Here is a 15,500-nt window from a genome sequence, read left to right on the forward strand (position 1 = left end):
AACGGGGTCAAATTCGCATCGGCTTCTGCGTAAGCCTCTATCAGAGGTTTCTCTGCTGGTCTGGTCGTGCTAGCTTTATGCCCAAATTTGTTGCACGTGGAAAACGCCATTCAGAACATGGAGTTGGGCGCCACGTTTCAGGGGACGGGATGTCCTTTCTTCACCATTGTTTGCATTTTCACTAGGGGACACAGGACTACATGGATATCGGTCTGCGCGAGTGGCTGATTGTCATTGGCATCATAGTAATCGCCGGCATTCTGTTCGATGGCTGGCGCCGCATGAGTGGCGGCAAGGGGAAACTCAAGTTCAGGCTGGATCGCAGCTTCTCCAATGCTGCGGACGAAGAGGAAGATCCGAACCTGCTCGGCCCGGCCAGGGTCAAGGACCGTTCGCACCACGAGCCCTCGCTGGATGAGGCGGACCTGCCGTCCCTGAGCGCTCGCGAGGCCAGCAAGCGCCGTGGCGAGCCCCAGCAGGGCGATCTCAACCTTGACGAACCGCCGACTCTCCTCAACCCGGTCGACGACGGCAAGAAGAACGGCAAGGCCTTCCCGCAGTCCCAGGCCGACGAAGTACCGGTAGAGGAAGTCCTGGTGATCAACGTGGTCGCCCGCGACGAGGGCGGCTTCAAGGGCCCGGCCCTGCTGCAGAACATCCTGGAGAGCGGCCTGCGCTTCGGCTCCATGGACATTTTCCACCGCCACGAGAGCATGGCCGGCAACGGCGAAGTGCTGTTCTCCATGGCCAACGGCGTCAAGCCCGGCACCTTCGACCTGGACGACATCGACCACTTCAGCACCCGCGCCGTGAGCTTCTTCCTCGGCCTGCCGGGCCCGCGCCATCCGAAGCAGGCCTTCGACGTGATGGTCGCTGCCGCCCGCAAGCTGTCCCAGGAACTGAACGGCGAGCTGAAAGATGACCAGCGCAGCGTAATGACTGCGCAGACCATCGAGCACTATCGCCAGCGCATCGTCGAGTTCGAGCGCAAGCACCTGACCCAGAAGCGCTGATCCAGCGCCCAGTCGACGAAAGAGCAGCCCCGGCTGCTCTTTTTGTTTCAAGAGAAAGAGCCTGAACACCATGACCGATGCCCAAACCGCCGCCGAACGCATCCTGGAACTGCGTACCGAGCTGGATGCGCACAATTACCGCTACTACGTGCTGGACGAGCCCAGCGTGCCCGACGCCGAGTACGACCGCCTGTTTCGCGAACTGCAGGCCCTGGAAACCGAGCACCCGGAGCTGGTGACCCCGGACTCACCGACCCAACGGGTAGGCGGCGAGGCCCTCAGCGCTTTCGGCGAGGTGCGCCACGAGGTGCCCATGCTCAGCCTGGGCAACGCCTTCGAGGAGGAGGACCTGCGTGCCTTCGATCGCAGCGTACGGAGTGGGCTCGGCCTGTCTGGCGGCGACCTGTTCGGCGGTGGTGCCGAGGTGGAATACAGCTGCGAGCCCAAGCTCGATGGCCTGGCGGTCAGTCTGCTGTACCAGAACGGTCAACTGGTGCGTGGCGCCACCCGCGGTGACGGCAGCGTAGGCGAGGACATCAGCGCCAATGTGCGCACCATCCGCAACGTCCCGCTCAAGCTGCAGGGAGAGGGTTGGCCAGCGCAGTTGGAGGTGCGTGGCGAGGTCTACATGCCCAAGGCCGGTTTTGACGAACTCAATGCGCGCCAGGCGGAAAGCGGTGGCAAGACCTTCGCCAACCCGCGCAATGCGGCTGCCGGGAGCCTGCGACAACTGGACCCAAGGATCACTGCCAGTCGGCCGCTGGAATTCTGCTGCTATGGCATCGGCCTGGACAGCGGCGCACTGCCGGCGACCCAGGTCGACATGCTCGAGCAGCTCAAGACCTGGGGCATACCCATAAGCCGTGAACTGAAACTGGCCAAGGGCGTGGAAGCCTGCCTGGATTACTACCGGGATATCGGCGAGCGGCGCATGGGCCTGGCCTATGACATCGATGGCGTGGTGTTCAAGGTAAACAACATCGAGGATCAGCAGCAGCTGGGCTTTCGCGCGCGCACTCCGCACTGGGCCATCGCCTGCAAGTTTCCGGCCCAGGAGGAACTCACCGAATTGCTCGACGTGGAGTTCCAGGTCGGCCGGACCGGTGCAGTGACCCCGGTGGCGCGGTTGAAGCCGGTCAAGGTGGCCGGTGTGACCGTGGCCAACGCCACCTTGCACAACATGGATGAAGTTGCGCGCCTGGGCCTGATGATCGGCGACACCGTGATCATCCGCCGTGCCGGCGACGTGATTCCGCAGGTGATGCAGGTGGTGGCCGAGCGCCGCCCGGCCGATGCGCGTCCGGTGCATATCCCCGAGCAGTGCCCGGTTTGTGGTTCGGCAGTCGAGCGCACCCAACTGATCAAGCGCGGCAAGGGCAAGGAAACCACCAGCGAAGGTTCGGTCTACCGCTGCGTAGGCCGCCTGGCCTGCGGCGCGCAGCTGAAGCAGGCGATCATCCACTTCGCCTCGCGCCGCGCCCTGGATATCGAAGGCCTGGGCGACAAGATCGTCGATCAACTGGTGGATACCGGCCTGGTGGCTTCGCCGGCCGATCTCTACACCCTGAAGTACGAACAGGTGGTGGAGCTGGAAGGCTTCGCCGACCTGTCCACCCGTAAGCTGCTGAGTGCCATCGCCGACAGCCGTAAGCCGAGCCTGGCGCGCTTCATCTACGCCCTGGGCATCCCTGATGTGGGCGAGGAGACCGCCAAGCTGCTGGCGCGCGCCCTGGGCTCCCTGGAGCGCATCCAGCAGGCGCTGCCCGACGTGCTCACCTATCTGCCCGACGTGGGCCTGGAAGTGGCCAACGAGATCCATGCCTTCTTCACTGATGGGCACAACCAGAAGGTAATCCGCGACCTGCTGGAACGCGGCGTCGAGCTGCAGGAGGAGGGCGGCCTGAGCCCCGAGTTCGCGGCCTGCGCGACCTTCGCCGGCTTCATCGACAAGCTCAACATTTCCGGCATTGCGACTACCGGGGCGAAGAACCTGGCGGAAAAGGCCGGCAACCTCGACGGCCTGATCGCCCTCAGCCGCGACTGGCTGGAACTGAGCGTGATGAAGGGCGTCAACGAAAAGGCGAAACAGGCCCTGCGCGAGTTCTTCGCGGTGCAAGCCAACGTCGAGCGCGCGCAGGTCATCGAAGCCCAGTTGCGTGACTTCGGCATGCACTGGGAAAGCGAGAAGAAGGCCGTGGAAGGCCTGCCGCTGGCGGGGCAAACCTGGGTGCTCACCGGTACCCTGGAAGTCATGAGCCGGGACGTGGCCAAGGAGAAGCTGGAAGCCCTGGGGGCCAAGGTGGCGGGATCGGTGTCGGCCCGTACCCACTGCGTGGTGGCCGGGCCCGGCGCGGGCTCCAAGCTGGCCAAGGCCCAGGAGCTGAACATCCGCGTGCTGGACGAGGAGCAATTTCTTGCCGAATTGGCCACGTTGGGCTGAGGCCTAAGCCTCGAGGCTCAGGACCACCTGGGCGATCTCCGCGGCAGTGGTGTCCGGCTCTTGCTGGGTAGCGCTCGCCGTGGCCCCGTGCCGCAGGCTCTGGCGGTACTCGCTGGGGGTGCAGCCGGTCAGTTGCTTAAAGGCCCGGGCAAAGTAGGACGGGTCCTTGAAACCGGCCTCGTAGCCGATGCTGGTCACCGGCATCTGGCTGTTTTCCAGCAGCGCCTTGGCGTAGTCCATGCGTTTGGCGAGGATGTACTCCATGAAGCCGACTCCGTTGACTTCCTTGAACAGCCGGCTGAAGCGAAAGGGGGTCATGCCGCAGCGCTGGGCCAACTCCTTCTGATCCACGCTCTCGCGGAAATTCTGGTCGATGTAGGGCATTACCCTATCCAGCGCCTTGTGCTTCTGGTGGCTCGACGTCCGGCGAATGCTGTCCGGTAGGGGAGGGTTGCGTTCGAGTACCGGTGTTCTGCCCAGGTTGATGGCGGAGCGCCGCACTTCATTCAGCTTCCTGAGGGCCTGGAGGTAGCGGCTTTTGTCCTCAGGTGTAAGTGGCAGCACCATGTATTCCCATACCTTGGCGCGCATCGCCCATACGGCGAGTTCTTCTGAATGTTGCACGGTGAACATGGTGATCGGGATCGAAGGATGCGACCTCTTGATCTCTAGCAGCAGGTTCAGGCCGCTGACATCTGGCTTGTTGAAGTGGATGCAGATCATATCGGCCTGTCGCAAGTTTTCGCAGCCAGCGACCAGGGTGGCCTCGCCCAGTCTGCAATCGCAGAAATCCTCGAATTGCTGGATGAGCTTGCGTGTCGACCTTTCGCGCGTCAGGTCAAGCCAGAGCAAGCTTGGTTTACCGGCCGAGTAGGACTGCATGATCGAACCCTGCCCTCGTTATTGTCCCTTCCCCGTGATGCAGTATTGCCACTGTGCCACCAGAGTAAAGAACAAGTCCTTATTGCCCTGCAGTTTTTTGTGCGCATCCTGTTCTACCCAGGTCTGGGGCCCCCATTTCTGGGGGTGCGCGGGCGACTGTTCCGTTCGTCGCCCGACCAATCACCTTGGTGCTTTTTATGCAGGGCGCCAAGCCTGCCCAGGCCACAGCCGGCCTGGCTTCCGTTGATTTCCGCTCCTTTGTGGTCCGCAAAAAAGTCCTATCTATCCGCAAAAAACTCCTAACCCCCAAATTTGGGGAAGGCTAGGGTCCTCCACAGGCGGATCGCGAAGTGCCGCCGAATTCTCGTAGAGACAACTTGAGTGAGGTGGGCGAAATGATTTTTGAAGCAATCAAGACTTCGGTGGTGGAGTTCATCAAAGACGAGGACGGCCTGACCATCGTGGAGTATGCAGTGGCCGGCGGACTGGTGACCCTGGGGGCAGTTGGTGCATTCCTTGCGCTGGGCGGCAGTGTGGCGACAGCCATCCAATGCTTGGACGATGCCGTAAACGGGGTTGATTGCACTCCGTAAGCGGGATCAAGAGCTGAATGAGCCTCCAGAGGGACGCAGCAATGTCCATAGAGCAAATGTTCCCCGTCATTTTGCTGCTAGGGCTGCTGGCGGTTGCGGTGGCGACCGATCTTCGTCGCCACCGCATCCCGAACCTCCTGGTCCTGATGGGTATTGTGGCGGGGCTGGGTACCCAGGTCGTTTCCGTCGGTTTCAGCGGTTTGACTATCGGCCTGCTGGGGATGCTGACCGGGTTCGCCATTTTCCTGCCCCTGTACATCCTCAAGGGGATGGCGGCGGGCGACGTGAAGCTGATGGCCATGGTTGGCAGTTTCTTCATGTACCAGGACGCCATGTGGATTTCCTTCTACAGCCTGATCGCGGGTGGCGTCTGTGGCTTCCTGATCGTGCTGTTCCGCGGGCAGCTCCTGCAGACCCTGGCGCGGTACGGCCTGATGTTGAGGGCCCGCGCCTATCTGGCGCCCGAGGCGGACGAAGTCGCAGGCAAGCCGTTCCCCTATTCGGTCGCCATTCTACTCGGGACCTTGACCGGTATTTTCTGGCAACCCTTCGGGCTATAGGTCAGGAGACGACTCATGTATGCCGTCAGCGACAGAATTGCCTACCCCAGCGAACGGGAAGCCGTGCAGCGCCTGGCCCCGCAGCCGCGCAACATTCGCGAGACCGGTCTGGCGGACAACTTCCTCGGCGACCTGGTCTGCAAACACCTGCATGATGCCGGCGTGCTTGACATGCCGCGGCTGGTGGAGCGCCTGGCGCTGACGGGGGCCGTGCTGGAGGAGATTCTTGCCTTCCTGCGCAAGGACGGTCGTATCGAAGTGCTGGGGCAGACGGGCGGGCAGGCCTTGCGCTACGGGCTTACCGAGCGGGGCCGTGCCACGGCCCGCGATGCCTTGTCGCGCAGCGGTTACATAGGCGCGGCCCCTTTTCCGGTCAGTGCCTATCGCTCCTTGCTGAAGTTGCAGACCATCCACCACGGGAGTGTCACCGCACGCGACATGCACGCGGCTTTCCAGGGAGTGGTGCTTTCGGAAAACATGCTGGACCAGTTGGGCGTGGCCATGAACTCCGGGCGCGCCATCATGATTTACGGGCCGGCGGGTACCGGCAAGACCTATATCAGCAGCCGGCTGATCCGCCTCTTCGCCGAAGCCGTCTGGGTGCCCTACGCGATTGCCGTCAACGAATCGGTGATCGAGATCTACGACCCCCAGGTGCATCAGCGCCTGGAAGACATCACGCAGACGAACAAGCTGCTGATGGACGAGGGTATCGACCGGCGCCTGCTATGCTGCAAACGACCCATAGTGATCACCGGTGGCGAACTCAGCATGGAACAGCTGGACATCCGCTACGATCCCTTTTCCCGCCTCTACCAGGCCCCCTTGCAGCTTAAGGCCAGCAACGGCCTGTTCATCATTGACGACATGGGGCGCCAGCGCATGGCGCCGGCCGAATTGCTCAACCGCTGGATCGTGCCCATGGAAGAGAAGCGCGACTTCCTCAACCTGGGCGGTGGGCGCCACTGCGAGTTGCCCTTCGACCTGATCCTGGTGTTCTCCACCAACCTCAATCCGCTGGAGCTGGCCGATGAAGCCTTCCTCCGGCGCATTGGTTACAAGCTGCATTTCACCTACCTGCAGCCGGAGGAGTACGAGCGCATCTGGCGCCAGGAAACCGAGCGCCTGGGCATCGTCTATGACCCGGTGCTGCTGCGTTACGTGCTGCAGGGCCTCTACGAGGAACAGGGCATGCCCCTGGTGCCCTGCCACCCCCGCGACCTGCTCGGCATGGCCCGGGACCGCCAGTCCTACCTGGGCGAATCGGGACCCCTGTCGCCCCGCGACCTGGAATGGGCCTGGCACAACTATTTCGTCCAGCTCGAAAGCCTTGGATAAGGAGACGCCGACATGAGTGCTCGTACCCTGACCCTGATTGCCCTGTCGCTGGTCCTCGGCCTGGGCGCGGCCTGGATGGCCAACAACTGGTTGAGCGCCAAGCTCAACGCCAGCCCGGACGACAACCTGCAGGCGGTTGTGGTGGCCACGGTGGAGATTCCCTTCGGCCAGATGATCGAGGCCCAGCAGGTCACTCTGGTGCGCATGCCGAAGGGCACCGTGCCGGATGATGCCTTCGACGCCACCGACAAGGTGGTGGGGAAGATCGCCACCTTCGCCATGCTGCGCGGTGACATCCTCCGTGAAGCGCGGGTGGCCGAGCACCTGGGTGGCAGTACCCTGGCGTCGTTGATCGAGTCGGACAAGCGTGCCGTATCGGTGCGGGTGGACGATGTGGTGGGTGTGGGTGGTTTCCTGCTGCCGGGCAACCGGGTCGATGTACTGGCCACCAAGAAGGTGGGGGGCAACGGTACCGATTCCGAGTCCAAGACCATTCTCGAGGACCTGCGGGTGCTGGCCGTGGACCAGACCGCCAGCACCGACAAGACCCAGCCGGTGGTGGTGCGTGCCGTCACCCTGGAGATGACGCCCAAGGAAGCGGAAGTTCTGGTCAAGGCCATGAGCGAAGGCCGCCTGCAACTGGCCTTGCGCAATCCCCTGGACGACCAGAAGAAGCCCGAGCCCAAGGTCGCGGTCGCGCCGAAACCAGCCGCCCCCGCGCCCATTCCGGTCGCCACCAAGCCCCTGGTGCGGCGCAGCGTCGGGGTAAGCGGAGGCGTGATCATCATTCGCGGTACTGAAGTGAAATTGGCGAAAGCGCAGCCATAGCGCGACCCGTCATCGAGCACTGATTCGGCGACCAGGTAATCGACCCGTCACGCAAGGAGATGGTTATGCATAGCATTCGGAAAGTAGGCTCGTTGGCGGTGTTCCTGCTGGCCTGGGCGATGTTGCCGATTCCGCTGATGGTGGCTCAAGCCGGGCAAGCGGCGACGTCCATGCCCGCGGCCAACAACGGCAGCATCCAGGTGCCGATCTACAAGTCGCGACTGCTCACGACGCGGGTACCGGTCAAGCGTATCTCGGTGGGCAACCCGGAGATTGCCGACATCCTGATCACCAGTCCGACCCAGCTTTACCTGCTGGGCAAGTCCCTGGGCAGCACCAACGTCATGCTCTGGGACAACGGCAACCGGCTGATCGACACTCTGGACCTGGACGTGGTGCATGACCTCAGCGGCCTCAAGGACAAGCTGCACCAGCTGTTGCCCAATGAGCGCATCGAAGTGTTCAGCGCACAGGGTTCGCTGGTGCTGCGCGGCCACGTCCACAGTGCCGCGGTGATGGATACCGCGCTCAAGGTGGCCAAGAGCTACGCCGCCCAGACCGCCAGCGTGGTGCAGGGCGAAGGGGAGGAGGCCAAGGCCGCGCCGACCCAGTCCCTGGAGGTGATCAACCTGCTCACCGTCGGCAGCAGCCAGCAGGTGATGCTCGAGGTCAAGGTGGCGGAAATGCAGCGCAACCTGCTCAAGACCCTCGATGTACGCTTCAATGCCCTGAATCTGGACGGCAATTGGGCCACGGGGGGCTTCAATAACGGCCAGGGCCTGGGCTTCGATGGGGAGGGCATCGTCAACCCGACCGCGCTGTTCGGCAATGGCAAGGGCTTCTTCGGCCAGTTCCTTTCGGACAGTTTTCTCTTCAACGTGGTGCTCGAGGCGGCCAAGGACAACGGTTCGGCCAAGGTGCTGGCCGAGCCCACCCTGACCACCCTGAGCGGCCAGCAGGCGGAATTCATTTCCGGTGGCGAGTTCCCGGTGCCCATCACCGAGGACGATGGCATCACCATCGAGTTCAAGGAATTCGGGGTAGGTGTGAAGTTCCTTCCGGTGGTACTGGATGAAGGGCGCATCAACCTGAATCTCAATGTCTCGGTCAGCGAACTGTCCAACGCCAACTCCCTGGTGCTGGATACTGGCCTGGAGAGCGTCCTGGGTGACGGTGTGACCCAGGTCATTCCTTCGCTCACCAAGCGCAGCGCCGAGTCGACCGTCGAGTTGGGCAATGGCCAGACCATCGCCATCGCAGGCCTGATCAGCGAGAACACCCGCGACTTCGTCAGCCGCTTCCCAGGGTTGGGCGACATTCCGGTACTGGGGCACCTGTTCCGCAGTCAGTCATTCCAGAACGGGGAAACCGAACTGGTGATCCTGGTCACGCCGCACCTGGCCAAACCTGTCGATGCCAAGGCAGTGCGCCTGCCCACCGAGAAGTTCGTCGAACCCAGCGACCTGGATTTCTACCTGCTGGGCAAGACCAAGGGGCGCGAGCCCGGAAGGCCGGTGCCGGTCAGTCTCGGCGTCAGCGAAGGCCGGTTTGGCCACGATCTCAAGTAATCGGAGGCACGACCATGAAACTGCTCATTCCGTTCTGCCTGATGGCGCTGTCCTGCGGTTGTGTCATGTCCTACGAGGAAGGCCGGGTCGGAACCCTCGGCTACAGCGTCTACCAGACCACCTACCAGCAGATCGCCAACAAGGAGCGGGCGGCCCACCCTGGTACCGAGGCTTCATCCGTCGGCCGGGACGGCCCGGTAACGGAAAATGCCATGGATGGTTATCGGGCTGTGACCGGCGATGGCAAGCAGGTCGGCCAGCCGATTCAGATCAATATCGACAACTGAGGACCTGGCCATGACCCCGCGAATCCAAATGGTGTTCGCTTCGCCGCCGCGGCAACAGCGGGGCGCGGTCCTGGTGCTGGTGGTGGTCGCCCTGTTGGCCATGCTGGCCATGGCCGCGCTGGCGCTGGATGGTGGCCATATGCTCCTGAACAAGACCCGGCTGCAGAATTCGGTGGATGCGGCAGCGCTGAGCGGTGCAAAGACCCTCAGCCAGGTGATGGGGGCAGGCAATGCCTCCACCCTCGCGAAGGATGCTGCGCTGGCCACTCTCAATCTGAACGCTGCGGCGTCGGGCAACGGTGAACTGGCCGACGCCATGGCCGGTAACGCCGGCTTCGCCGTGGTGGAATTCTCGGACAGCGTCTATGGGCCCTTCGCCTTTCCCGGGCCGTCGGACTCACGCTATGTGCGGGTTTCTGTACCGGACTATCCGCTTACCGGATTCTTCTGGGGCATCGTCGAGGCGCTGAGCGATGGCACGCCCCCGGAAAAGGCGGTGGCGGCAGTTGCCACCGCCGGGCCCAGTCCCACCAGTCCCTGCGATATCGCGCCGATGATGGTCTGTGGTGACCCGGACGACTACAACCCGGATACCGGTGCCTTCTGGGGCTACCAATTCGGCGATGTGGAGGTGCTTAAAAGTGCCGCCGGCAATGCGCCGGCCATAGGACCTGGCAATTTCCAGTTGATTCGTCTGGGCAATAACACGGGCGCGGCGGATATCCGCAATGCGTTGGCCGGTGGCATCGACCAGTGCAACACCGTTGGCGACGAGGTGGAAACCGAGCCCGGCAACTCCGTGGGGCCGGTTGCCCAGGGACTGAACACCCGCTTTGGCGAATACACCGGACCGATGGGCAATAGCGCGTCTTCCTACCCGCCGGATCTGGTGACCAGCTTCAGCAACCCGAAGATGAGCTACAACGACAGCGTTTCCCCGGCGCGGGTGGAATACCAGGGCCAGCCGGTCAATTCCAATGACGGCAACCTTTCCACCGCCACATCCGCCCTCCTGGACTACAACGACTGGGTCGCCAGCGTCGCCAATTGCCCCAGCGGTTGCCAGGCTAATGGGGTCTTCGAGCGGCGTATGGTGAAGATCGTGGTCGGTAATTGCGACGGGGAGTCCGGGGGGCAGACCACGGTACCCGTGCTGGGCTTCGCCTGTTTCTTCCTGCTGCAAACAGTTGCCCAGCAGGGCAATGAGGCGCAGATCTTCGGCCAGTTCATCAAGGAGTGCGAAGGGGACAACGTGCCCGGCCCGACTCCAACCGACGATGTCGGCCCGCAGATCATTCAGCTGTACAAGACCTATATCGACAACAGCCAGACACCAAGCAGCGATTCGTAGGAGGTGTCATGGGACGTCTTGCATTCTCAAGGGCACGGGCCCAGCGTGGGGTGGCCATGGTGGAGTTCACCATCACCCTGCCATTGCTGCTCCTGTTGCTGTTCGCCATAGCCGAATTCGGTCGCTTGCTGTTCCAGTACAACAGCCTGCTGCAGGCCAACCGCGATGCGGTGCGCTACGTGGCGGGCAGGGCCTGGAACCCGACATTGGGAACAGTCGAGTTGAGTGCCGCGTTGCAGACCGCAACCAAGAACCTGGCCGTGTACGGCGTACCGGTGGCACCTGGGAACGGCCAAGCGCTGGTGCCCGGCCTGACCACTACAAATGTGCAGGTCACGGCCGTGGGGACGACTCACGTCCAGGTCAGCACCAGTTTCACCTTCGTTCCGGTTCTGGGGGCCGGTATCCCGGGATTCATCGGTGACGGCGTTTCGTTCGGTTTTCCCCTGGTCGCCACCACCGTCATGAGGGTCCTGTGATGAATGCCAGAAGCATGCGCGGGGTGTATGTGGTGGAGTTCGCCATCATCGGCCTGCTGCTGTTCATCCTGCTATTCGCCATCCTGGAATTCGGCCGGCTGTATTTCACCGTCAATGCCCTGAATGAAACCGTGCGGCGTGGTGCCCGGCTGGCCGCGGTGTGCGACATCAGCGATCCGGTCATCCTGCGCCGGGCCATCTACAACGCCGCCACCGACGCCGGCGCGAGCAGCCTGATCGGTGATCTCGAAACCGCCGACCTGACCCTGGCCTACCTGGACGAGAGCGGCGCGACGGTGGCCAGCCCGAACAACCTGGTCAGCCCCGACGGCTTCATTGCCATTCGCTATGTGCAATTGCGGGTGGAGAACTTCAGCTTCAATCTCATGATCCCTGTGCTCGGCGGCACCATCACGCTGCCAGTGTTCAGGTCGACCCTGCCCCGCGAGAGCCTCGGCCGCCATGCCGAGGAGGATGTATTGCCGGAGATCACGCCATGTTGAACAGTCGGGAAGTTCCCATTAGCACTGCCACGAACCGGCAGGGGCTGCGTCTGTTGATCAGCAGCCGTGACGCTGCTGCCTTGCGTCATCTGCAGGGCTGCTGCCAGCGCCTTCCCGGCCTGACGGTTAATACGCGCCTGGTCACCAACGGGCACACCGACCCGCTCTACGGGCTGGAGCAGATGCCTGACTTCCTGTTGCTGCGGGTCAGCCACCTGTGGCGCGAGGAACTGGCCGCCCTGCTGCAGCGGCCCGCCAGTGAGCGACCGCCGCTGCTGATCTGCGGCCCGCTGAACGAAAGGGAAGGCGTGCGCCTGGCCATGCAGGCAGGTGCCCGGGACTTCCTGCCGGAGCCGGTGGCCGAGGATGAGCTGGTGGCGGCACTCGGGCGAATGCTGACGGAGTCGCGCGCCGGCACTGGCGGCGGCAGCAAGCTGATTGCCGTAATGAATGCCAAGGGCGGTTCCGGAGCGACCCTGCTGGCCTGCAACCTGGCCCAGCAGCTAAGCGCCCGGGGCGGCACCACCCTGTTGCTGGACCTGGATCTGCAGTTCGGTAGCGTGGCCCACTACCTGGACGTGCAGACAGCCCACAGCCACCTGGATGTCCTGCAGCAGGTGGACGAACTGGATAGCGTGGCCCTGCGCGGTTTCTGCAGCCATTTCAGTCCCACCCTGCATGTGCTGGGCGGGCGCTCCAGCGAGCTGTGCCTGTCCCAGGATATCCGCCTGGAGCAGCTTGAAGCGCTGCTGCGTCTGGCGCGCAGTACTTACGACTGGGTCGTGGTGGATCTACCGAGACAAATCGACCATCTCACTGGTATCACCCTGGAGCAGGCTGATCGGGTGTACATCGTGGTGCAGCAGAGCCTCAGTCACCTGAAGGACGCGACCCGGCTGGCGCGCATTCTGCGCGACGACCTGGGGGTGCAGGGCAGTCGCTTGCAGGTGGTGGTCAACCGTTACAACAAGGCGTCGCCGGTGAGCCTCAAGGACATTGCCGAAGCTCTGCGCTGTGAAGTCCTGCAGAAGCTGCCCAACGATTACTCCGTGGTCACTGAAAGCCAGAACACAGGCGTGCCGCTGGAGCTTCATGCCCCGCGGGCTCCGGTGACCCTGGCCATGCGCGAACTGAGCCAGGAACTGCTCGGCGCCGAAGAGGCCGGCGAGGGGTTACTCAAGCGCACTTTCGGCCGTCTGTTCGGGAGGTAGATCATGCTCAGCGAGTTTCGCAACCGCCTGCGCCAGCATGCAGGGAAGAACGCCGCCTCCGGGGAAGAGCAAGCCAGCCCCACGGCTGAAGACAATCCGCTCATGGCCTGGGAAACCAGCGCGCCGGAGACGCCCTACGAAACCAGGACCCAGCTCAGCCCGGTTGAGGCCGAGTGGCGGGAGAAGACCTACCAGCAACTGCTCAAGATCATGGACCTGTCGCTGCTGGATTCCCTCGAGCCGACCGAGGCGGCGCGGCAGATCCGCGAGATCTGCCTGCGCCTGCTGGACGAGCACTCGGCGCCGGTCAGCAGCAATGCCCGGCAACTGATCATCAAGCAGATCACCGATGAGGTGCTTGGCCTGGGGCCGCTTGAGCCTCTGTTGGCCGACCACAGCGTGTCGGACATCCTGGTCAACGGCCATGCCTCGGTCTACGTCGAGCGCCATGGCAAGCTGCAGCGAACCGATGTGCGCTTTCGTGATGACCAGCATCTGCTGAACATCATCGACCGCATCGTTTCCAGCCTGGGGCGGCGCATCGATGAGTCGTCGCCGCTGGTGGATGCTCGCCTGAAGGATGGTTCGCGGGTCAATGCGATCATTCCGCCGCTGGCCATCGACGGGCCGAGCATGTCGATCCGCCGATTCGCGGTCGACCTGCTGAACACCGAGAGCCTGGTGCAGATGGGCACGCTGACCCCGGCCATCGCCTTGGTGCTCAAGGCCATAGTACGTGGTCGCATGAATGTGCTGGTGTCCGGCGGCACTGGCACCGGCAAGACCACCATGCTCAACGTGCTGTCCAGCTTCATCCCGCACAACGAGCGCATTGTCACCATCGAAGACTCGGCTGAGCTGCAGTTGCAGCAACCCCATGTGGTGCGCCTGGAAACCCGACCGTCGAATATCGAGGGTCGCGGCGAGGTGAACCAGCGCGAGCTGGTGCGCAACAGCCTGCGTATGCGCCCCGACCGCATTGTGATCGGCGAAGTACGCGGCGCTGAGGCGCTGGATATGCTGACCGCTATGAATACCGGGCATGACGGCTCTATTACCACCATCCATGCCAATACCCCACGGGATGCCCTGGGGCGGATCGAGAACATGGTGTCCATGACCGGCGCCACCTTCCCGATCAAGGCCATGCGCCAGCAGATCGCTTCGGCCATCGATGTGGTGATCCAGCTGGAGCGCCAGGAGGACGGCCGGCGGCGGCTGGTCAGCGTGCAGGAAATCAACGGCATGGAAGGCGAGATCATCACCATGACCGAGATCTTCGGCTTTGAGCGCCGGGGCATAGGAGAGCATGGCGAGGTAATTGGGGACTTCCGCCCCACGGGCATGGTGCCGGCTTTCCGCGATGTCCTGGCCAAGCGCGGCATCGAGCTGCCCTTGAACCTGTTCCGCCCGGAATGGATGGAGGACCTGCAGTCATGAGCCAGATACCCTCCGAGTTCATCCTGGCCTTCCTGGGCATGGTCTTCGTCGCGGTATTCCTGCTCAGCCAGGGGCTGGTGGTTCCGGTTTTCGGCGAGGCGAGCAAGGTACGCAAGCGCATCCGCGCGCGTCTCGATCTACTGGAACACAGCTCCAACCTGCCAAATATGCAAACGGTGCTGCGGCAGAAGTACCTGAAGCGCCTGTCGCCTCTGGAGGCGGCCCTGGAACAGTTGCCTTTCATGGAGCGCTTGGCGCAGGTAATTGAGCAGGGTGGGCATGAATACCGGGCCTACCGGGTGCTGTTGCTTGGTTTGGTGCTGGCGGTGGTGGCTGGGTTGGGACTCTGGTTGCTGCTGAAGATCTGGTGGGCGGCGCTGCTTCTGGCGCTGGTTGTGTTCTGGGTGCCGATCCTCAAGGTTTCCAGCGACCGGGCCAGGCGCTTCGCCGCCTTCGAGGAAGGCTTGCCGGATGCCCTGGACGCCATGTGCCGCGCCTTGCGTGCCGGACACCCTTTCAACGAGACCTTGCGCCTGGTGGCCGAGGAGCATAAGGGGCCCGTGGCCCACGAGTTTGGCCTGACATTCGCCGATATCAACTATGGCAATGACGTGCGCCGCGCGATGCTGGGCCTGCTGGAACGCATGCCGAGCATGACCGTGATGATGTTGGTGACCTCCATCCTGATCCACCGGGACACCGGCGGTAACCTTACCGAGGTGCTGGAGCGCCTGGCCAGCCTGATTCGCGGCCGCTTCCGTTTCCAGCGCAAGGTCAAGACCCTCTCGGCGGAGGGGCGAATGTCGGCCTGGGTGCTGGTTGCCATACCTTTCCTGCTGTCGGCGGCGATCATGCTGACGTCACCGACCTACCTGCCCATGCTCATCAAAGAGCCCATTGGCCAGAAGCTGGTAATGGCCGCCTTCGTTGCCATGTTGTTGGGCATCCTCTGGATTCGCAGGATCATTCGAATCCAGGTTTGAGTTCCGCAAGCTGATTGGTGGGGG

The 15,500-nt window shown here is 63.0% G+C and carries 15 protein-coding genes; 14 read left to right on the top strand and 1 reads right to left on the bottom strand.

Translation table 11 applies throughout. The features are described 5' to 3' along the window. The first annotated feature begins 200 nt into the window (after nt 1-200). Nucleotides 201-1,013: a cell division protein ZipA gene (gene zipA, locus E8F11_RS06965; RefSeq protein ID WP_280288108.1), complete on the top strand. Its 813-nt coding sequence runs from the start codon at nt 201-203 to the stop codon at nt 1,011-1,013. 70 nt (nt 1,014-1,083) lie between these two features. After that, complete coding sequence (gene ligA / locus E8F11_RS06970; RefSeq protein WP_280288109.1) at nt 1,084-3,453, top strand: NAD-dependent DNA ligase LigA; 2,370 nt, start codon at nt 1,084-1,086, stop codon at nt 3,451-3,453. A gap of 3 nt (nt 3,454-3,456) precedes the next feature. Here the strand turns inward: ligA and E8F11_RS06975 are convergent, their stop codons facing one another. After that, complete coding sequence (locus E8F11_RS06975) at nt 3,457-4,335, bottom strand: AraC family transcriptional regulator (RefSeq protein ID WP_280288110.1); 879 nt, start codon at nt 4,333-4,335, stop codon at nt 3,457-3,459. A 395-nt stretch (nt 4,336-4,730) separates the two neighbouring features. On the opposite strand from E8F11_RS06975, the gene E8F11_RS06980 reads away from it, so the two are divergent. From E8F11_RS06980 to E8F11_RS07035, 12 genes are all read left to right on the top strand, one after another. Continuing rightward, a complete protein-coding gene (locus E8F11_RS06980; RefSeq protein ID WP_280288111.1) occupies nt 4,731-4,928 on the top strand; it encodes a Flp family type IVb pilin in 198 nt (65 codons plus the stop codon). Between the two features lie 41 nt (nt 4,929-4,969). After that, nucleotides 4,970-5,488 carry a prepilin peptidase gene (locus tag E8F11_RS06985; RefSeq protein ID WP_280288112.1) on the top strand — a complete coding sequence of 173 codons (519 nt, stop codon included), beginning with the start codon at nt 4,970-4,972 and terminating at the stop codon, nt 5,486-5,488. A gap of 15 nt (nt 5,489-5,503) precedes the next feature. Next, nucleotides 5,504-6,826: an AAA family ATPase gene (locus tag E8F11_RS06990; protein WP_280288113.1), complete on the top strand. Its 1,323-nt coding sequence runs from the start codon at nt 5,504-5,506 to the stop codon at nt 6,824-6,826. Nucleotides 6,827-6,838: 12 nt separating this feature from the next. Next, the gene (cpaB, locus tag E8F11_RS06995) at nt 6,839-7,654 is read left to right on the top strand and encodes a Flp pilus assembly protein CpaB (protein WP_280288114.1); all 816 of its coding nucleotides are present in this window, start codon (nt 6,839-6,841) and stop codon (nt 7,652-7,654) included. Nucleotides 7,655-7,719: 65 nt separating this feature from the next. Then, a complete protein-coding gene (locus E8F11_RS07000; protein ID WP_280288115.1) occupies nt 7,720-9,222 on the top strand; it encodes a type II and III secretion system protein family protein in 1,503 nt (500 codons plus the stop codon). Nucleotides 9,223-9,236: 14 nt separating this feature from the next. Then, the gene (locus tag E8F11_RS07005) at nt 9,237-9,509 is read left to right on the top strand and encodes a hypothetical protein (RefSeq protein WP_280288116.1); all 273 of its coding nucleotides are present in this window, start codon (nt 9,237-9,239) and stop codon (nt 9,507-9,509) included. A gap of 10 nt (nt 9,510-9,519) precedes the next feature. Further along, on the top strand, nt 9,520-10,860 hold the full coding sequence (locus tag E8F11_RS07010; RefSeq protein ID WP_280288117.1) for a Tad domain-containing protein: 1,341 nt from the start codon (nt 9,520-9,522) through the stop codon (nt 10,858-10,860). 8 nt (nt 10,861-10,868) lie between these two features. Further along, on the top strand, nt 10,869-11,339 hold the full coding sequence (locus tag E8F11_RS07015; protein WP_280288118.1) for a TadE/TadG family type IV pilus assembly protein: 471 nt from the start codon (nt 10,869-10,871) through the stop codon (nt 11,337-11,339). Then, nucleotides 11,339-11,842 carry a TadE/TadG family type IV pilus assembly protein gene (locus E8F11_RS07020; protein WP_280288119.1) on the top strand — a complete coding sequence of 168 codons (504 nt, stop codon included), beginning with the start codon at nt 11,339-11,341 and terminating at the stop codon, nt 11,840-11,842. The genes E8F11_RS07015 and E8F11_RS07020 overlap by 1 nt, the downstream gene beginning before the upstream one ends. After that, nucleotides 11,836-13,053, top strand: coding sequence for an AAA family ATPase (locus E8F11_RS07025; RefSeq protein ID WP_280288120.1), 1,218 nt, complete (start codon nt 11,836-11,838; stop codon nt 13,051-13,053). The genes E8F11_RS07020 and E8F11_RS07025 overlap by 7 nt, the downstream gene beginning before the upstream one ends. A gap of 3 nt (nt 13,054-13,056) precedes the next feature. Then, the gene (locus E8F11_RS07030) at nt 13,057-14,493 is read left to right on the top strand and encodes a CpaF family protein (protein WP_280288121.1); all 1,437 of its coding nucleotides are present in this window, start codon (nt 13,057-13,059) and stop codon (nt 14,491-14,493) included. Further along, a complete protein-coding gene (locus E8F11_RS07035) occupies nt 14,490-15,476 on the top strand; it encodes a type II secretion system F family protein (RefSeq protein ID WP_280288122.1) in 987 nt (328 codons plus the stop codon). The genes E8F11_RS07030 and E8F11_RS07035 overlap by 4 nt, the downstream gene beginning before the upstream one ends. Nucleotides 15,477-15,500 lie beyond the last annotated feature (24 nt).

The sequence above is a fragment of the Pseudomonas sp. BN417 genome (assembly GCF_029871205.1).
Classification (GTDB): Bacteria; Pseudomonadota; Gammaproteobacteria; order Pseudomonadales; family Pseudomonadaceae; genus Metapseudomonas.